Origin of the sequence: Marinobacter algicola DG893 (assembly GCF_000170835.1) — a bacterium.
Taxonomy (GTDB): Bacteria; Pseudomonadota; Gammaproteobacteria; order Pseudomonadales; family Oleiphilaceae; genus Marinobacter; species Marinobacter algicola.
This window is the reverse complement of record NZ_ABCP01000011.1, coordinates 52,319-69,905: the sequence shown is the minus strand read 5'-3', so window position 1 is coordinate 69,905 and position 17,587 is coordinate 52,319. Positions and strand designations below refer to the sequence as shown.

General features: G+C 56.2%; 17 protein-coding genes. 11 read left to right on the top strand and 6 right to left on the bottom strand.

Going from position 1 to position 17,587, the window contains the following annotated elements; genetic code table 11:
- Window positions 1-7 precede the first annotated feature (7 nt).
- The 10 genes from MDG893_RS09805 to MDG893_RS09760 all read left to right on the top strand — a co-directional run bounded on the left by MDG893_RS09805 (window position 8) and on the right by MDG893_RS09760 (window position 10,196).
- Window positions 8-1,771, top strand: coding sequence for a thiamine pyrophosphate-binding protein (locus MDG893_RS09805; RefSeq protein WP_007153615.1), 1,764 nt, complete (start codon window positions 8-10; stop codon window positions 1,769-1,771).
- 102 nt (window positions 1,772-1,873) lie between these two features.
- Complete coding sequence (locus tag MDG893_RS09800; RefSeq protein WP_040474482.1) at window positions 1,874-2,575, top strand: dienelactone hydrolase family protein; 702 nt, start codon at window positions 1,874-1,876, stop codon at window positions 2,573-2,575.
- Between the two features lie 184 nt (window positions 2,576-2,759).
- Window positions 2,760-3,956: a bifunctional 3-oxoadipate enol-lactonase/4-carboxymuconolactone decarboxylase PcaDC gene (pcaDC, locus tag MDG893_RS09795; protein WP_007153613.1), complete on the top strand. Its 1,197-nt coding sequence runs from the start codon at window positions 2,760-2,762 to the stop codon at window positions 3,954-3,956.
- Window positions 3,953-4,657, top strand: coding sequence for a protocatechuate 3,4-dioxygenase subunit beta (pcaH, locus tag MDG893_RS09790; protein ID WP_007153612.1), 705 nt, complete (start codon window positions 3,953-3,955; stop codon window positions 4,655-4,657). The genes pcaDC and pcaH overlap by 4 nt, the downstream gene beginning before the upstream one ends.
- Entirely contained in the window at window positions 4,654-5,253 is a 600-nt protein-coding gene (pcaG, locus tag MDG893_RS09785) for a protocatechuate 3,4-dioxygenase subunit alpha (protein WP_007153611.1), read from the top strand. The genes pcaH and pcaG overlap by 4 nt, the downstream gene beginning before the upstream one ends.
- Window positions 5,254-5,263: 10 nt before the next feature.
- Complete coding sequence (gene pcaB / locus MDG893_RS09780; RefSeq protein WP_007153610.1) at window positions 5,264-6,607, top strand: 3-carboxy-cis,cis-muconate cycloisomerase; 1,344 nt, start codon at window positions 5,264-5,266, stop codon at window positions 6,605-6,607.
- Window positions 6,608-6,659: 52 nt separating this feature from the next.
- Window positions 6,660-7,220 (top strand): hypothetical protein, encoded by a 561-nt coding sequence (locus MDG893_RS09775; RefSeq protein ID WP_157132801.1) that lies wholly within the window; start codon window positions 6,660-6,662, stop codon window positions 7,218-7,220.
- Between the two features lie 121 nt (window positions 7,221-7,341).
- Window positions 7,342-8,382, top strand: coding sequence for a Bug family tripartite tricarboxylate transporter substrate binding protein (locus tag MDG893_RS09770; protein ID WP_007153608.1), 1,041 nt, complete (start codon window positions 7,342-7,344; stop codon window positions 8,380-8,382).
- A 30-nt stretch (window positions 8,383-8,412) separates the two neighbouring features.
- A complete protein-coding gene (locus MDG893_RS09765; RefSeq protein WP_007153607.1) occupies window positions 8,413-9,117 on the top strand; it encodes an isochorismatase family protein in 705 nt (234 codons plus the stop codon).
- A 56-nt stretch (window positions 9,118-9,173) separates the two neighbouring features.
- Entirely contained in the window at window positions 9,174-10,196 is a 1,023-nt protein-coding gene (locus MDG893_RS09760; protein WP_007153606.1) for a Bug family tripartite tricarboxylate transporter substrate binding protein, read from the top strand.
- A gap of 43 nt (window positions 10,197-10,239) precedes the next feature.
- Here the strand turns inward: MDG893_RS09760 and MDG893_RS09755 are convergent, their stop codons facing one another.
- From MDG893_RS09755 to MDG893_RS09745, 3 genes are all read right to left on the bottom strand, one after another.
- A complete protein-coding gene (locus tag MDG893_RS09755) occupies window positions 10,240-11,217 on the bottom strand; it encodes an aldo/keto reductase (RefSeq protein ID WP_007153605.1) in 978 nt (325 codons plus the stop codon).
- A 74-nt stretch (window positions 11,218-11,291) separates the two neighbouring features.
- Window positions 11,292-12,278, bottom strand: a complete 987-nt coding sequence (locus tag MDG893_RS09750) for an ABC transporter substrate-binding protein (protein WP_007153604.1) — start codon at window positions 12,276-12,278, stop codon at window positions 11,292-11,294.
- A gap of 25 nt (window positions 12,279-12,303) precedes the next feature.
- On the bottom strand, window positions 12,304-13,332 hold the full coding sequence (locus tag MDG893_RS09745; protein WP_007153603.1) for a Bug family tripartite tricarboxylate transporter substrate binding protein: 1,029 nt from the start codon (window positions 13,330-13,332) through the stop codon (window positions 12,304-12,306).
- 95 nt (window positions 13,333-13,427) lie between these two features.
- Between MDG893_RS09745 and MDG893_RS09740 the strand changes: the two genes are divergently transcribed.
- Window positions 13,428-14,126, top strand: a complete 699-nt coding sequence (locus tag MDG893_RS09740; RefSeq protein WP_007153602.1) for an isochorismatase family protein — start codon at window positions 13,428-13,430, stop codon at window positions 14,124-14,126.
- A 16-nt stretch (window positions 14,127-14,142) separates the two neighbouring features.
- Here MDG893_RS09740 and MDG893_RS09735 read toward each other — a convergent pair whose 3' ends face one another.
- The 3 genes from MDG893_RS09735 to MDG893_RS09725 are packed head-to-tail and all read right to left on the bottom strand — an operon-like array spanning window position 14,143 to window position 17,525.
- On the bottom strand, window positions 14,143-15,219 hold the full coding sequence (locus tag MDG893_RS09735; protein WP_007153601.1) for an ornithine cyclodeaminase family protein: 1,077 nt from the start codon (window positions 15,217-15,219) through the stop codon (window positions 14,143-14,145).
- A gap of 42 nt (window positions 15,220-15,261) precedes the next feature.
- On the bottom strand, window positions 15,262-16,368 hold the full coding sequence (locus MDG893_RS09730; RefSeq protein ID WP_007153600.1) for an ornithine cyclodeaminase family protein: 1,107 nt from the start codon (window positions 16,366-16,368) through the stop codon (window positions 15,262-15,264).
- A gap of 20 nt (window positions 16,369-16,388) precedes the next feature.
- Entirely contained in the window at window positions 16,389-17,525 is a 1,137-nt protein-coding gene (locus tag MDG893_RS09725) for an ornithine cyclodeaminase family protein (protein WP_007153599.1), read from the bottom strand.
- Window positions 17,526-17,587: the final 62 nt, after the last annotated feature.

The following is a 17,587-nucleotide window of genomic DNA, read 5'->3' as shown; positions in this document are numbered from 1 at the left end:
AGCCAATATGAGTGCCCAAGACGATACCAAGTACAAAAAATATCAGTCTGACGTCATTGTAGACTTGTTGCACGAGTACGACTTTCCCTACATCGCGATGAATCCGGGGGCCAGCTTTCGCGGGCTCCACGATTCGATCATTAACTACGGCAAGAATCAGCCAGAGATGCTGTTGTGTCAGCATGAAGAAATTGCCGTGCAGATTGCTCATGGTTATGCACGCGCAACCAATAAGCCAATGGGCGTGATTCTGCACAACCTGGTCGGGCTACTGCACGCCCAGATGGCGATTTACTACGCCAATCTGGATCGTGCCCCGATCTTTATTATGGGCGCCACCGGGCCCATGGATGAGGGCAAACGCCGTCCGCACATCGACTGGAGCCATACTGCGCTGATTCAGGGTGAGTCGGTGCGTAACTACACCAAGTGGGACTATCAGCCCACGGCGATTGAGGGTGTGCCAGACAGCTTCATGCGAGCTTATTCCACCATGGTGACCCAGCCCCAGGGGCCGATTTACATGTGTTACGACGCCTGGCTGCAGGAAAAGCCGCTGGACGGCACTTTAGATCTGGGCATGCCGCCAGCAGGGATGACCAAGCAGCCCGCGCTGATGGGGGCGGATCCGGCGATCTTGGAAAAAATTGTCGACAAGCTGCTCGCCGCCAAGAACCCGCTGATACTCGCCGAATATGTCGGCCGCCATGACGACGGTTTCGACAATCTGGTCGCGCTGGCGGAAACCCTGGGCGTGCCGGTTTGGGATATCAACGACTCACTGTGTTTCCCCAACCGTCATCCACTGTGTGCGTCGATGGACAAGGAAGCGCTGCGCAAAGCGGACCTGATTCTTGGTATTGACGTGCGGGACTGGGAAAAACCGACCGCTCACCTGGAAAGCACCACCCGTGTGGTGACTTCACTGGTTCCTGAAGACTGCGAATGGATGGAGGTCGGTTTTGGCGAAATCGGCATGTCTTCCTGGGCGATGGATTACGGCCGTTACCAGCCTAAAATCCTGAGCGCGCTTGGGGATCCCGCCCTGGCCATGCCGGAAATGACGCGCATCGGCCAACGTCGCCTGGAGGCTGACGCAGCACTTGCGAAGCGAATCGAGGAGCGCAAGGAAGTTCTGGGTCGACGCCATGATGAGGTGTGGGCCAAGTGGCAGGAAGACGCCCGTGTGGATTGGGACAGCGAGCCTCTGGCTCTTGGCCGTCTGGCGAGCGAAGTATGGGACGTGATTCAGGACGAAGACTGGGTGTGTGCCACCGGAACGCTCCGGAATTGGGCTCGCAAGATCTGGGACTTTGACAAGCCTTACCGGCATGCCGGCAAGTCCCTGGGCACTGCGACCCAGATTGGTATGTCCATTGGTGTTGGACTGGCCTACAAAAATACCGACAAAGTCGTGGTTGCCCTCCAGCCGGACGGCGACCTGATGTTTGATGCCGGCGCGCTTTGGACGGCGGCCAAACATGAAATTCCGTTGCTGATCATCATGTTCAACAACCGGGCCTACTACAATGACTGGGAACATCAGGTCCGCATGGCAAAGCAGCGCGGCACCGATGAATCCAAGGCGCACATCGGAATGGATCTGTTCGGCCCTGACCCGGACTTTGGAACCATTGCCCAGGGCATGGGGTGTTATGGCGAAGGTCCCATTACCAAGCCTGAAGAGGTAGCACCGGCGATTCGCCGCGCGCTGGCCGAAGTCAAGAAGGGTCGTCCGGCACTGGTGGATATTGTCACTGTTCACCGATAGCGCGGAACCAGTCGGCAAGTCGTCGTTTGGCTTGCCGGCCTATTCACGCTGTTGGTTGGTACACATTCTGTTGGTCACGACAAATTCTAGGAGGGTACTAACGTGGTTTCATCGAATTCTCAGGTTTCTACAGGTCGCCCTTGTTTTGCGACGCCAGCAGGCAAGCTGGCCGGTTATCTCGCTCATCCCAGTGATTCTGAGAGACACCCTGCCGTGCTGGTTATCCATGAGAACACCGGCCTGAATTCACACATCGAAAAAGTGGTCGAGCGCTTTGCGGAAGAAGGTTTTGTCGCTTTTGCTCTGGATGCTCTGGCGCTGCAAGGCGGTACGCCGGAGGATGAAGATGAAGCACGCGCAGCCATCGGTAGCCTGGATAGTGAAGAAAACCTGAACAATTACCTGGCCAGTCTGGACTATCTGCGGCATTTGCCGGGTTCAAACGGTAAAGTCGCCAGCGTTGGCTTTTGTTGGGGCGGGAAAGTGTCGGGAGAGCTCGCTGTGGCCGATCAGAACCTTGATGCCGCGGTCATTTATTACGGCAAGTCGCCGGATTCGAGTCAGGTGCCTGCCATCAATGCACCGCTCCTGCTTCATTACGGCGAGCAGGACGAGCGTATCAATGCCACGGTTCCAGACTTCCAGGCGGCTCTGGAGAAACACGGCAAACGTTTTAGCCTGCACATGCATAAAGGGGCGGGTCACGCCTTCAATAACGAGACTCGGGCGGATCGCTATGATCCGAATGCCGCTGCTGAGTCGTGGAAGCTTACGATTGCATTTCTGGGATCTGAGCTCGCATAAACCTCTGGATTCCTGATCCGCCTGTCTCACACGGGGCGTCCGCAGTCGGGCCCCCGTTGAGCGCTTCGCCCCGCGTTCTCTGCTTCATAATCTTTTCTATATGTAAAAATCAGCAAGTGTAAATTTACATATAGCTGCGGGTAATCAAAACTCTTTGAAAACTCCAAGAGAAGTATCCCGTTCCATGAACATTAATGCGCTACCCGTTCGCGGGGGTTATCTCAATTACCAGCTTGAGGGCTCGGAATACAGACCTCTGGTGGTGTTCTCGAATTCGCTCGGGACTGATGCACGCATCTGGTCGTCGGTGGTTGAGTTATTGAGTAATCAGTACCGGTTTCTGCGTTATGATATGCGCGGTCACGGGCTATCTACCTGCGAGGGTGGAACGTCATTGCAGGAACACGTTGATGATCTGATTCACCTTTTGGATGAGCTCAGTGTCAGCCAGGCTTACCTGTGCGGCCTTTCTTTCGGGGGCATGGTTGTGCAAGGAGTGGCCAGCCGGCGCCCTGACCTTGTGAAAGGGCTCATTCTTTGTGCAACGGCGCCGCGCATCGGCACGCCGGAAATGTGGAATCAGCGGATCGACGAGGTGAGCAAGCAGGGCATCGCTTCGATCCAGGATGCGGTGCTTGAGCGATGGTTTAGTTACGATTATCCCTTGCACAATCCAGCCCAGTTCGCTATCTGGAAAAACATGCTCTCGCATACGCCAACGGAAGGCTACATCAATACCTGTGCAGCGCTACGTGACGCGGATAACAGCGAAATCTGCAGCCGTTTGTCGCTGTCAACGCTCTGTATTGCTGGGGATCAGGACGGTGCAACCCCGCCATCAGTGGTAGAATCGATGGCACAGCTTATTCCGGACGCCCGGTATGAGCTGATTCCAGGATCCGGTCATCTTCCCTGCATTGAACAGCCAGCTGCGCTTGCAACGTTGGTGGACCGGTTTATTGCCAGCCATGGAAAGCATGAGTGCCGGTTTGAGCGAGGCATGAGCGTGCGGCGCTCGGTGCTGGGGTCGGCTCATGTGGATCGGGCTGAAGCCAACAAGACTTCGTTTGACGAGCCATTCCAGACGTTCATCACTGAGTCCGCATGGGGATCGGTATGGAGTCGGCCGGGCCTGAGTAAGCGGGATCGTAGCCTGATCACCATTGCGATGATGGCTGTTCTGGGTCACGAAGATGAGCTGGCGATGCACATCCGCGCTACTGCAAACACTGGCGCAACGATGTTTGAGGTGCGAGAAGTTCTGCTGCAAGTGGCTATTTACGGGGGGGCTCCGGCTTCTAACAACGCCATGAAAATTGCGAAACAGGAATACGCAAAAATGGCGGAAGTGGCCGCGATTAAACAGGAACAGGGCAAATGAGTGTATTGAGTGGGCGCGATTGGAAATCTCAGCCGCCCTACATTGACCAGGGTTATAAATCGACGTCCCTGCGAGGTCCTTCGCGTAGCCTGGTAAAAATTGATCCCGAATTGGCAGAGATGACAGGGCCTGCCTTTGGCGACGAGGTTATTGGTAGTCTTGATCATGACCTCACCCGCAATGGCAGAGTGAACGGCGAACCGCTGGGCGAGCGAATTGTCGTGACCGGGCGCGTGCTCGATGAGAATGGCCAAAGCCTTCCCAATACGTTGATTGAAGTCTGGCAGGCAAATGCTGCCGGCCGCTATATTCATAAAAAAGACCAGCACGATGCGCCTGTTGACCCGAATTTTCTCGGAGCTGGCCGGTGCATGACCGACGATCAGGGGCGCTATCGCTTCTACACGATCCGGCCTGGTGCCTATCCCTGGGGAAACCATCCGAACGCCTGGCGCCCCAATCACATTCATTTTTCGCTGTTTGGGCCGACCATCGCAACGCGATTGATTACCCAAATGTATTTTCCGGGCGATCCGCTACTCGCGTTTGATCCGATCTTTGAGAGCGTTCCGGAAGCTGCAAGAGGCCGATTGATCAGTGAGTTTTCCCTGGACGTGACTGAAGAGGGCTTTGCCCTCGGTTATGTGTTCGATATCGTGCTGCGAGGCACACAGGCGACGCCAATGGAGGGGACAGAATGAGCCCCCGCCAGACACCGTCGCAAACGATAGGTCCTTTTTTTCACTATGGCCTGAACCCTGTTGAGGCCAATTACCCTCACAGTCAGATTGCCGGTCACTGCCTGGCGTCCGACCAGACCCTTGGCGAACACATTCGCCTGACCGGTCGTGTGTTCGACGGCAACGGAGCGGTAGTTGAAGACGCGCTTCTGGAAATCTGGCAGGCGAACGCGGCCGGGCGCTATGCGCACCCTAATGACGCCCGCAGCAATCGCGCTCTGGACCCCCATTTTCATGGATTCGGCCGCTGCGGAACGGGCGCCAACGAACAAGCCCGTTTTACCTTCTGCACCATCAAGCCCGGTCCGGCTCAGCCCGGCCACGCGCCGTTCATTTCGGTGACGGTGTTCATGCGTGGCCTGCTCAATCATGTCTATACTCGTATCTACTTCGACGATGAAGCGGCTGCCAACGCTGCAGACCCGGTGTTTTCAAGCGTGGCCCCCGAGCGGCAGGTGACGCTTCTTGCCAAGCGTTATCATACCCCGTCAGGAATCGAGTATCGGTTTGACATCCATATGCAGGGCGATCAGGAAACTGTGTTTTTTGATCTCTGAGAGAGCCTCCATGAGCCAAAGTACCCCACACGACGCCCCCGCCCTTTACGGTCAGTTGCTGTCGGATAAGGAGTGCGGCTGGTATCTGTCGGATCAGGCCCAGATTAAAGCGATGCTAAAGGTGGAAGGGCAACTTGCTTTGGCCCAGGCAGACGTGGGACTGATCCCGCAGGAGGCCGCCGATGCGATCAATCAGGCAACGCAACTTCTGGAACCGGATTTGGTCGCTCTTGCTGCTGGCGTGGCGTCGGCGGGCGTGCCGGTTCCTGCCCTGGTTAAAGCCCTGAAAAAGACCTTATCTCAGGATTTTGCCCGCTGGGTGCATTTTGGTGCGACCAGTCAGGATATTGTCGATACGGCCCTGATCCTTAACTGCCGGGAGCTGATTAAGATCTACCGGCAACGGTTGCTGGAAGCGATAAGACTCTGTGTTCAGTTGGCTGAGGCGCATCGCGGAACGTTGATTGCCGGCCGAACCCGAACTCAGCAGGCGATTCCGATGAGCTTTGGTCTCAAGGTCGCCAACTGGATAGCGCCTTTGCTTCGGCAGTTTGAGCGACTGGAAGAACTGGTTCCGCGGCTTCTGAAAGTTCAGCTGGGTGGCGCGGTAGGAAGCCTGGCGGCGATGGGTGATGGGGCGGATGCCGTCGTGAAAAACCTGGCTGATCGCCTGAGTCTTCAGAACGCCCCCAGCTGGCATGCCCAGCGGGATAGCCTGGTGGAGTTTTCCGGTTGGCTGGCGATGACGACGGGCATCCTTGGAAAGATGGCGGAAGACTGGCTGCGCATGGCGCAGACAGAAGTCGGTGAGTTGCGGTTCAGCAACGGGGGTGGCTCGTCCACCATGCCGCAGAAGTGTAATCCGGTGAACGCTGAAATCATGGTGACCATGGCCCGCCAGAATGCCGGTCTGGCAGGGCAGATGCAGCAATGCATGTTGCATGAGCACGAGCGCAGTGGCTATGCATGGACGCAGGAGTGGTTGCTGCTACCGCAAATGTTGATGGGTACAGCCGTCAGTCTGCGCCATTGCCTTGAAGGGCTTGAGTCTCTGGAAATATCCGCCGAGAACGTTGAGACCAACATTGCCAAGAGTCATGGCCTGATCTATGCCGAGGCAGCGACCTTTGCATTGGCGGCACACATGTCCCGAGAAGACGCGTCACGTTATGTTGCCGAGGCCTGCGAAAAGGTCGCCGGGACAGGGCAGCACTTATTTGAAGTGCTGAAAGCTTTGACCGGGCACCAGCTCGAGATTCAGAGCATCCGGCATGGATTGCTTGACGGCGGCGCGACCAAGGCGTGGACCGATGAAGTGCTGGAGAGCGCAGAGCGTCTGATAAAGATGGGGTAGGCTCAACGTTCGAGTAGAAGCAATGGGGTTGGGATTCCAGGAGGTCAAGAACGTGAACAAGCCAGCAAACGACATTGCTTTCCGGCAGTACATCTCTGCTATCAATGACCTGTGGCAACCGCAAAGCGCCAAAGACACGGACACAGCGCATCGCGTGAGTGAGCTGATGAGTGAATGGCTGCGCTCCACAACGCCTGACACCGCATGGGTGCGCAACCTGAAAGCCGAAAAATCATCGGGCTTCCCTCTCTATACACACCCGGACCACGGGTTCATTCAAATGAACCACTATCACGCCGGCTATCGCACCAATACGCCTCATGATCATGGGCCCTATTGGGTCGTATATGGCGTCTATGAAGGTGAAGCGGAAATTCCGGTTTACGCATACGATGCTACCAGCAACACCTTGCGGGTAGATCGTATCGATCGGCTCAAGGGTGGTGATACCGTTGCGTACCTGCCCGGCGATATTCATTCAACCCGGGTTCCGACGCCAGAACCTGCTCTTGTATTGAGATTTTTGAGTACAGATTTAAGCCAGGTGCCGCGCCGTCGGTTCAAGCCCGAGCAAATCTCAGAAGATCCTGTTTCTTCACCAGAGCGAACCTGAATAGACATAAATTCCTTTCTGTTATTTGAAAACGCCAATTCTTCATTATCCAAGCTCCTCAGATCCCTGTTTACTAGGGGTGATTATTTCTAAACAAAACAACGAAAAGGTAATCATTGAGATGAGAATGTTGAGCTTATCGTTCCTGCTGGCATTGACTGTCATCGCATACACCGCATTATCTTCTGGACCGGTTGTAGCCAGTGAACAGAGTGAAGCGGAGTTCTACAATGGCCGCACTGTTCAACTCATGATTGGTTACTCTGCGGGCGGAGGTTACGACGCTTATGGCCGCACATTGGCGCGCCATCTGGGTAAACACATTCCGGGTAACCCGAATGTGGTGGTCAAGAATGTCCCGGGGGCCGGCTCTCTGGTTCTGATGAATCAAATTGCGAACACATTGCCGAATGACGGCACCGTCCTCGGTGCCGTCAACTCCGGAATGCCCTTCGAGCCACTGTTTGGTAATGAGCAGGCCAAGTTCGATGTCAACGAGGTGAGCTGGCTCGGAAACCTGAGTGTGGTTACATCGGTTGGCTTATTTCGTAAAGAGTCGGGTATCACTAAGTGGCAGGATCTGAAAACGAAGCAAGCGACGGTGGGGGCCACCGGCGCCGGATCCAACACCAATACGATTCCCCGTGTTCTGGCAGAACTGTTTGATCTGAAAATGACCGTCATCAGCGGCTATCCTGGCAGCAATGACGTTGGCCTGGCCATGGAGCGGGGTGAAGTCGATGGCATGGGGAGCGCATTCCTGAGTACGATCAAGGCCAAGAATCCGGACTGGCTAGAGCCAGACGGAGATGTGAATATCGTTTTCCAGCTAGGGCGCAAGCGCCACCCGGATCTGCCAGATGTTCCGCTGGTTAGCGAAATGGCGACAACTGACGACCAGAGGCGGGTCGTTGACCTTCTTGGCGCACGACTGATCATGGGTCGTCCATATGTGGCGCCTCCGGGCATGGCTCCTGAGCGTCTGGCGACTCTGCGCAATGCGCTTGAACAGACGGCTGCGGATCCCGAGTTTCTTGCTGATGCCAACAACCAGGGGTTGAGTATAGACTTCGTAGATGGCCAGGAAATGCAGACGTTTTTCGGAGAAGTCTACGGTTACCCCGAGCATATAGTGCAGCTTCTGAATGAGGCGATGCAATAACCCGGCTTACTCTTTTGAAGGAGATACAGTTTGGCTGAACAGGATGGGTGGTCGGAGAAAGATTGGATGAGGGTAGTGCCCGAAACTGAACGGGCGCTCTACCTGCAATCTGGATTCGGAGAACGACAGCCGTTTGGTGAACGTCCGGCATTGATAGTCATCGATGTAACACTGTCGTTTACCGGCTCCCGACCCCAGCCTGTGGCAGACGCGATCCGAGAGTTTCCCACCGCGTGCGGTGAGGTGGCCTGGGAAGCGTTGCCGCGGATCGCCCAGTTGCTGCAGCTGTTCCGCGACCGAAACTGGCCCGTTGTGTTTACCCGCAATGACAGCCTTGATCAGGTATTTGCGGGGGGCGCGACCAAGCGTGTGAGGTCCAGGCCATCGCCGCCCGAAGGTCAGAAATTCCCGCCCGGAATCGACCCTCTCGAGAGTGAATGGGTACTGGAGAAAGCCAAAGCCAGTTGTTTTTTTGCGACGCCGTTGAACTCCTATTTCCAGATGCGGAAAGTCGACACAGTGGTCGTCTGTGGCGTCTCGACATCCGGCTGCGTGCGGGCTTCGGTGGTAGATGCGTGCTCCCACGGATACACAACCTATCTGGTTGACGATTGCTGCTTTGATCGCTCTCACTTTGCCCATTGCGCCAATTTATTCGACATTAGCGCCAAGTACGCGTCTGTTGTTTCCCTGACAGAGCTTGAAGCGCTCTGTGTGTCACGCGTTTCCGATTAGTTTGAATGATCAGAGGCTGTCAACAAAATACTGATGCTATGAATAAGGATAACAACATGCGAGCAACGATACATTTCCTGGCGCTTGTCATGGCCATCTCTTGCTGGTCGGCCGCCGCTGTCGGACAAACCAGTAACTCCGATGATTTCTACGCCGGTAAAACCATTGATCTGCTAATCGGACATTCTCCGGGTGGGGGCTATGACACCTACGCCCGAACCCTTGCCCGACATATCGGCAAGCACATCCCGGGTAATCCGGATGTGGTGCCCAGAAACGTCACCGGGGCCGGCAGCCTTGTGCTGATGAATCAGGTGGCGAATACACTTCCCAACGACGGGACCGTCTTTGCAACGGTCAATCAGGGGATGGCCTTTGAGCCGTTGTTTGGCAATGATCAGGCACAGTACAAAGCCGCTGATATCGTCTGGCTGGGCAGTCTGTCCAAAGGCACCAGCCTCTGCGTTTCCAACAAGGACGCAGACGTGCAGACCTGGCAGGATCTCAAGACCAAGGCGCTGACGGTGGGTGCTTCCGGCGCCGGTGCCAGCACCAACATCTACCCGAGGGTGATGGCTGAGCTTTTCGATTTCAAATTCAACATTATTACCGGGTACCCGGGCGGCAACGACATCCTGCTGGCGATGGAGCGTGGTGAAGTAGAGGGGCGTTGCAGCTGGTTGCTGAGCAGCGCCAGAACCCAGAGGCCCGGCTGGATTGAAAATCGTGAGGTGAATGTGCTTTTTCAGATGGCGCTGGAAAAACACCCGGATCTGCCGGATGTGCCTTTAGTCATGGACTTTGCGGAAACGGACAAGCAAACAAAGGTCTTGAGGCTGTTCCTGGCCCGGCAGTTGATTGCTCGCCCCTACGTCATGTCTCCGGGAGTGCCCCAAGAGCGGGTGGCCATCATGCGCAAAGCGCTGGCCGCAACAGCCATGGATCCCGAGTTTCTTGAGGATGCGGCGAATCAGAGTCTGAGCATTGATTTTGTGACCGGTGAAGAGGCTCAGGCCATTGTTGTTGAAACCTATGAGTACCCGGAAGAAGTCATTGAGGTGGTGAAAAGCGCTATGTAAATCCCTGCCCGGGAAAGGCCCAAACCCGGGCCTTTCCCGGAGTTCAGGCGAATTGTTCGGTATCGACATCCGCCTGGGCCGCTTCGCTGTAGCGTGCGCCATGGACCTTTTGATCGTTAATGGCGTCGTTCAAAAGCTGCCATTCCGCCTTTGAAAGCCGGATTGATTGAGCCTCAAAGTTGGTTTTGAGGTGGGTCTCGGACGAGGTGCCGGGAATGGCCACAATATGCTCGGCCCGTTGTAGGACCCAAGCCAGAGCGACTTCAGCCATTGAGACATTGTGGTTATTGGCAACCTGTTTCAATGGCTCAAGCAATAAGAGGTTCTTGGCGTAATTGTCTTCAGAGAAACGTGGCATTTTGCGGCGAATATCGCTGTCGGCCAGGCGAGTGACATCCGTCAGGGTGCCGGTTAAATACCCCCGCCCGAGGGGACTGAAGGCAACAACACTGGCGCCCAGTTCTGCGCAAGTATCCATAACCGCTATGTCCGCATTGCGCGTCCACAACGAGTATTCTGTCTGTACCGCACTTATGGGGTGCACGGCGTTAGCCCGTCGAAGCGTATCCGCCGAAACTTCCGACAACCCGATAGCGCCAATCTTTCCGGCAGCGACCAGCTCAGCCATTGCGCCAACGCTGTCTTCCAGCGGAACTTTTTTATCGTACCGGTGCAAGTAATACAGGTCGATAAAGTCTGTTTTTAAGCGCCGGAGAGCTTGTTCGCAGGTTTGGCGGATGCGTTCCGGACGGCCATCCAGTGAGCGTTTGCCATTTTCGTCCGGCACCAACACACACTTGCTGGCCAGAAAATATTCGTTGCGCCGATGGGCAACCGCATCGCCAATCAATTGTTCATTGGTGCCCAGGCCATAAAACGCTGCAGTATCAAAATGATTGTAGCCAAGATCAAGGGCCAGATTCAGGAGTTTACTTGCCTGCTCAGGCGAAGAAGGCTTGCCATAGGCGTGAGACAGGTTCATGCAACCGAGGCCAATGGGGCGTGTCTGGTTTAACTTCATGATGAGTCCCTGGTTTCTAAAACTTATCGGTTACGATTGTTGAAACAGTTTTACCGTCGCTGACACCAAAGCGGTCAGGTGTTCAGTGTGTCGTCCACAAAGAGTTCTTCCGGAGGGTAGATCGAATCGATCATTCCCTGATCCTGGGAGTATTGGATGAAGCGCTCGAGATTTGCCCGGTTTCGTCGAAAACCGTTCTCCCATGGATCGCTGCCGAACAGGGCCTTTTCCTGCTCGTAGTAATGACGTCCCCAGGCCAGTCGGGACCAACCGGGGTCTTCGTAATATTCCTCGGCCAGTGAATTGGCCTGATTGAACAGATCGTAAAGTGCGCGGCCCAGCCACGGTTCCTGTTGAGCCAGCTCCTGCCGGAGGGCAATCACGTGCATGATCGGAAAGTCACCGACACGGCGGAAATAATCGATCTCTGCGGCCCGGCAGTCGCTTATTAGGCGCCGCGCCGGTAGTTTACCGGAAACGACCGAGTGCGGCGGGTGGGGCAGGAAAAAGGCGTCGATTTCATGATTCGCCAGTTTCTGTGCCACGTCTTCCCGACTACCGCCGATATAGTCCACCCGGACGCCGGGCTTGAAATCGAACGGGACTTTTTCCTGTGTGGTAAGCAGCCAGTGAATGTGTTCCCAGGGCGTGTCGTACTGAAATTTCAGATCCCCTTTGGCAAGCAGCGACAGCGTGGTCTGAAAGGAAGAAATAGCGACCTTCTTGCCAATCAGGTCCCGAGGCTGGTGTAAGTCCGAATCTGGATGCACCCACATCTGACTGAAGCTGAACAGGCGTCGCGGAAACACGGGAATGCCGACGATGGGCATGCCACGGGCGCGGGCCATAAGAAAGGTAGATAAAGAAAACTCGGCCACGTCGTAATCACCGCCGTGCAGCATGCGTTCATGGCGACCCTTGCCGTCGCGCAGTGGGGCAGACTGACCGGTCTGGTAAACCGTTAGGTTCAGGCCCTCCGGCAGTTGCAGGGTGTTGTCGAAGAACGGGAAGTGTCGATCGTAACGTTCAATGGCGAGACTCAGATTAAGCGGTACTGCCATGGTCATGTCCTTGCCGAATATTTGATCAATTCTTCGCTGACACGACGATCTCAACAACGTGAGGGGGCGTCTGTTCGATTTTTGCAAAGAATGCGTGCATCTCTTCCCCGGAACCAAAATTGACCGGCAAGCTCTGGCGCTCGGCGTCAGCCAGAAATTCCGGGTCTTTTGCCGTCTGTTCCATCGCCGTGCGCAGAATGTCCAGGCGCTCGGGATCTATGCCGGGAGGCGCCACAAATGGGCGCGCGAACATCAGGCTGGCAGCCAGCAGATCTACTGCTTGACGCTGGTCTTCTGTTTCGGCCATGTCACGGACAAGATCCACGTCGGGCAATAGCTCGTGTTTCTTCATGGATAATTGATAGATGTGGTTTACTTTGCGGTCTTCGGCCAGCCACTCCGGGGTGCGGGTCATAATCGTGCTCATGAACTGGCCCCCTATGCCGTCGACTTCACCCCGCTCCATGGCGAGTACGATGTCGGTAGAGCCCGGGTAACCTGCGATAACCGTCAGATTGAGATCGAACAGCTCTGCCAGAACTCTGGGCATGAAATTGGTGCTGGAGCCTGCGCCTGAGCCACCCATGGTCATGCTCTTCTCACGCAGATCCAGCAAGTGTTCTATGCCGCTGTCGGCATTGGCAATTCCCAGCACCGTATCGTCTGCAAGACTGCCAACCCAGTTGACCTCCTGAGTGTCGAACTTCGCCTGTTTGTTGCCGAACAGGGGCTCGAACGGAATTCCCGAATTGACCAGCGCAAACACCGAGCCGTCTTTGGGCAGGGAATTGGCGATCTGGTTCATCAGAACCAATGAGCCGGCCCCGGGAACATTCCGGACAACCACATTCGGGTTGCCGGGAAAATGTTTGGGCAGGTGTCGGGCAAGTGTGCGGGCATAGGTGTCGTAACCGCCACCGGGGGAGAAACCGACCATTAGCTCAACCGTCCGACCCTCATAAAAGGATTCTGCGCTGCTGTCCTGGGCCATGACGCCCATTGAAAGCAGGCACCCGATCGCGATGCTGGCAAGGTTCGAGGGAGTTATTTTCATATCAGTGACCTTCTTATTGTTTTGCAAAAATGGAACGGCGTTCTTTAATATAGGATAGCTGAAGTAAAAGGCAACACCAACAAGAGAGGCGCCGAATGGCCGAGCATCATGACTTTGAGAACCACTGTTGGCAGGACCTGTACCCACAGGAAATTTACGACCTGTACGCACCCTACCGACGGCAAAAGGGTATCAAAGGCCGCTGCGGCCTGCTCCTGGTCGATCTTTACAACCTCTGTTATGAGGGTGGTGAGCGCCCGGTGAGTGAGCTTTATCGAGATTACCCGAGTTCCTGCGGTGAATTCGCCTGGCGGGCCCTGGGGCCAACCCGGCAGATCCTGCATGAAATGCGTTTACAGGGTCTGCCGGTGCTCTTCTCGACCAAAGATCTTCGCAATGCTGACCACCAGCGTAAGGCCAGCGCGACCTTTCGGCGATCGGGCCAGGCCTCTGAAAACGCCTACGACATTCACCCGGAGCTGACGCCCGAAAATGGTGAGTTGGTGATCGCCAAGGAACGCGCCAGCTGTTTCTATGGCACACCACTGGCGACCTATCTGCAGCGTCTTCGTATCGAGACGCTGATCATGGTTGGTGAAAGCACCAGCGGCTGCGTTCGTGCCACGGCGACCGACAGTTTTTCCTATGGCTTTCACACGGTGCTGGTTGAAGAAGCCGTGTTTGACCGCAACCCTATTTCCCACCAGGCCAGCCTGTTCGATCTGCATCACAAGTATGCGGACGTGATGGCGCTTGACGATGTTTTGAATCAGCTCCGGGATAAAACCCGGTGAGCTCACCGGCGTTTTTTCACGAAACGACGCTCTGGGTGAACCATTCCAGTGGGAGCTCCCGGCCAGCGCCGGTTTGACGGGCTTTTTCGAACAGCAGTGCGCCTGCAGCGGCAAACTGGAGCCCGAGGCCAACGTTGTTCATGAAACAGGTGATTTGCTGATCGTTGTCCCGTCCCGATATCTGGCCTGAGGTCAGTTGCCCGATCTCGGGCTGATTGAGCCAATCGATGCCATCGCCGGCTTTGCGCTTGGCCCAGAGTTCGTCATCGGGAATGTTTTCCTCGCCCATCATCAACATGTCGGGCTCCCACAGGCGGGTGTGGACGGCGACCCGGTCGGCGCGCCGATAGCATTCCGCCGGCAACTCAAACCGTTTCAGGCTGGAAAGATGCATGCCGGGCTCCAGCCAGTCGGCCTGGATTACCGGCTGCATTGAATTGGTCGCACACAACACGATGTCGGCGTTCGCCACCGCTTCTTTTGCATGGGCAACGGGAATCACCGGTATGCCCAGCTTGTCGGACCATTCGTCGGCAAAGGCCTGGCGTTTGGCTGCGGTAGGACTGTAGACGCGGATTTCCTCGATGGTTCGAACCGCACAAGCTGCCAGAGCCTGGGTTCCGGCCTGGTAACCGGCGCCGATAAGGCCGATTCGGCGAGCATTCTGGCGCGCCATCATTTTGATCCCCAGTCCATTGGTGGCGCCCACTCGAAAGCGCTGGATAATGCCATCGGGCAGCACCGCAAGCAGTTCGCAATTGTCGATGCTGAACAGCAGTACAAGGCCCAACCAACGATTACCTGGTAGCGCTGGCAGCTTTTCCTTGCGGTGCTGACCATCGGCCCTATTGGGCCACTGAATGATGTCAGAGCTGATTCGCAGGGCGTAGACGCCCCTCCGCGGGTAGCCTCCTTCCATGGATTTAAACACATAGCTGGCGCCGAGTTTCGGCCGCGGGATCGCGGTATCCGAACGATTGCGGTTTATGGCTTGATCGCGGGCCAGATCGCTGTACGCGAGGGCCAGCTCGTCAATCACCTCCGGCATCTTCAGCAGGCGTTCGGCTTCGTCGTTGTTCAACAACAGAGTCATCGGCGGTTGTCCTTGATTCGGGTTGCGAAGGCGGTCCTGGCGTCAGTTTCGTATGTCCTGGAGGAACAGGCTGGTGGGGATCTCGTATCCCAGACCAGCAGCCTTCGCGAGTTCGTACACTTTGCCAGCGACCGCATAGAACTGGGCGCCCTGAAGGTTGCCGCGTTCTGACCAGGTAATCTGCTGATCCGAAACCCGGCCCGGCGTTTTACCATTCAGGATGTCCGCCAGGGTGATGCGCCTGTCCGGCAACCAGACCCCCCGGCCACGGGTGCCCCAACGGCCGTTGCCAAATTTGGGCAGATCTGGGCGGGCTTCCCAGGCGATGTATTCCGCGTCTGTCTCGAACTCTGGATGACCGGTGGGGGCGGGTGTGTCGCCGAAGCGCAAATACACATCCACCTTTTCCATGGTGGCTGGGTCCGGCCGACCTTCGCTTCCCACGACAATGACATGGGCGCCCGGCTCGATCAGTTTGCCGTCCAGTACGGATACGGCGGAGTCGGTCAGCGACGCCACGATATGCGCGCCCTTGTAAACCTGCTCGGGCTTGTCACACACCTGGACTTCAATGTTGTGCCTTTCGGCCATCTCGCGACCGAATGCTTCCCGGTTTTCGCGGGTTGGGCTGTATACCTGAAGCTTTTTAATGTTGCGGACGTTCATGAAGGCGTCCATGTGGGACTTGGCCATGCCGCCTGAACCGAGCATGCCGACAACTTCCGCGTCTTTCCTGGCCATGTATTTGACGCCGATGCCGCCGTCGCCCGCGACGCGCATGTGTTGCAGAACACCATCGTTGATGAACGCCAGCGGTTCGCCGTTTTCGATGGATGTCAGGAATATCAGTCCGCAGAACAGGCCCGGGCGAACACAGTATTTTTCCGAGGTTGTCGCCCCGTTGTAGGTCGTTTCGTAAACAATGTCGGACTTCATTCGGGTCGCGAAATAGCCCTTGGTCGACCCACCCTCCATGGAACCGAACTGGTAATTTTTTTGGGGATCACTGGTGGGAATCCGAATGTCTATTCTCGGCCGACAGGTGGCTTCACCCAGGACCAGATTCCGGTAGGACTCTTCCAGGGCGTTAATCGTGGTGTCTACCGTGAGAACCTGAGCCACCTCGTCGTTGTTGATGATCAGTGTCATACCTTACCTCGTGTCGGGAATCAGTCCCGGATGTCTTGGAGTAACCAGTCGGTTGGCAGTTCACGCCCCATGCCCCTCGCGAGGGCCTGGGCGTAGACCCAGCCGCCAACCGACGAAAACTGAAGCCCCTGGTTGCCCACGTTGCGATAGAAAGTGACCTGGTCGGCACGGGTTCGGCCGCTGGCTTTGCCAGATACCAGATCAGCAAAGTCTGGTTTGTCGCCACCTTTGCCGCGATCTTTGAATTCCGGGCTGTCGCCACCAAAACCCGGCTCGGGGTTTTTTTCGGGGATGAGTTTCATCTGTTCCGGGGTGCCACCGATAAACGCGGCCGGGCTGAACCCACGCTCTGCCTGAAAGCGTTCGGTCTGCCGCATTTGCAGACCTGCGGTGCCCTGGCGAACAACCACATCGAACTTGTCCATGGCCTTATCGCTGATTTCCCGTCGGCTCAGATTGGTCACGTGCATGCCCGGCTCTATCCAGTCGGCGTCGTAGACCGGTTTCATGCTTGTGGTACAACTGGACAGAATGTCGACCCCTGTTACCGCTTCCTTTGCCGAGTCGACTGCGATCACCTCAATGCCAAGTTTGCGGGACATTTTGTCCGCGTACGCCTCACGGTTGTCCGGATTGGGGCTGTAAACCTTGCACTGCTGGATATCCCGCACTGCGGCAAACGCTTCGAGATAGGTTCTGGCCATGCCGCCCGAGCCCAGCATGCCCACCACGTGCGCATCTTCCCGGGCCAGGTATTTTGCGCCGATGCCAGCGCCGCCACCAACCCGCATATGTTGCAGGGCGCCATCGTTGATAAAGGCCAGCGGCTCGGCGTTACGGGTACTCAGCAGGAAGATCAGCCCGCAGTAGGTGCCAGGCTCCCGACAGTATTTTTCTTCCGTCCAGTTGTCGTCTGGTGTTCTTGGCCAGGTGATGACGTCCGACTTCATGCGGATGGCGAAATAGCCGTCGTTGGCACCTTCCATGGAGCCCCAGCGGTAATAGCTGTCGTCCTGATCCGTGGGCATGTACATGTCTATGCGGGGGCGATGGATGGCGCCCCCGGTCGGTATTTTCCGGAAAGCTTCCTCCTGAACACGAATGCAGTCCTGCATGGTCAGTAACTTGAACACGTCGTCATTGTTGATCAGCAGCATGAATCACCTGGTTGCGGAATTTCATAGGGGCCAGTGTGTTGCTCCCAGTCACACTCCGGGCC

What these genes read in the sequence shown, in the direction of transcription:
- MDG893_RS09805 (WP_007153615.1), top strand. Translation starts at nt 8, where the DNA reads ATGAGTGCCCAAGACGATACCAAGTACAAAAAATATCAGTCTGACGTC.
- pcaDC (WP_007153613.1), top strand. Translation starts at nt 2,760, where the DNA reads ATGAACATTAATGCGCTACCCGTTCGCGGGGGTTATCTCAATTACCAG.
- pcaH (WP_007153612.1), top strand. Translation starts at nt 3,953, where the DNA reads ATGAGTGTATTGAGTGGGCGCGATTGGAAATCTCAGCCGCCCTACATT.
- pcaG (WP_007153611.1), top strand. Translation starts at nt 4,654, where the DNA reads ATGAGCCCCCGCCAGACACCGTCGCAAACGATAGGTCCTTTTTTTCAC.
- pcaB (WP_007153610.1), top strand. Translation starts at nt 5,264, where the DNA reads ATGAGCCAAAGTACCCCACACGACGCCCCCGCCCTTTACGGTCAGTTG.
- MDG893_RS09770 (WP_007153608.1), top strand. Translation starts at nt 7,342, where the DNA reads ATGAGAATGTTGAGCTTATCGTTCCTGCTGGCATTGACTGTCATCGCA.
- MDG893_RS09760 (WP_007153606.1), top strand. Translation starts at nt 9,174, where the DNA reads ATGCGAGCAACGATACATTTCCTGGCGCTTGTCATGGCCATCTCTTGC.
- MDG893_RS09755 (WP_007153605.1), bottom strand. Translation starts at nt 11,217, where the DNA reads ATGAAGTTAAACCAGACACGCCCCATTGGCCTCGGTTGCATGAACCTG.
- MDG893_RS09750 (WP_007153604.1), bottom strand. Translation starts at nt 12,278, where the DNA reads ATGGCAGTACCGCTTAATCTGAGTCTCGCCATTGAACGTTACGATCGA.
- MDG893_RS09745 (WP_007153603.1), bottom strand. Translation starts at nt 13,332, where the DNA reads ATGAAAATAACTCCCTCGAACCTTGCCAGCATCGCGATCGGGTGCCTG.
- MDG893_RS09740 (WP_007153602.1), top strand. Translation starts at nt 13,428, where the DNA reads ATGGCCGAGCATCATGACTTTGAGAACCACTGTTGGCAGGACCTGTAC.
- MDG893_RS09735 (WP_007153601.1), bottom strand. Translation starts at nt 15,219, where the DNA reads ATGACTCTGTTGTTGAACAACGACGAAGCCGAACGCCTGCTGAAGATG.
- MDG893_RS09730 (WP_007153600.1), bottom strand. Translation starts at nt 16,368, where the DNA reads ATGACACTGATCATCAACAACGACGAGGTGGCTCAGGTTCTCACGGTA.
- MDG893_RS09725 (WP_007153599.1), bottom strand. Translation starts at nt 17,525, where the DNA reads ATGCTGCTGATCAACAATGACGACGTGTTCAAGTTACTGACCATGCAG.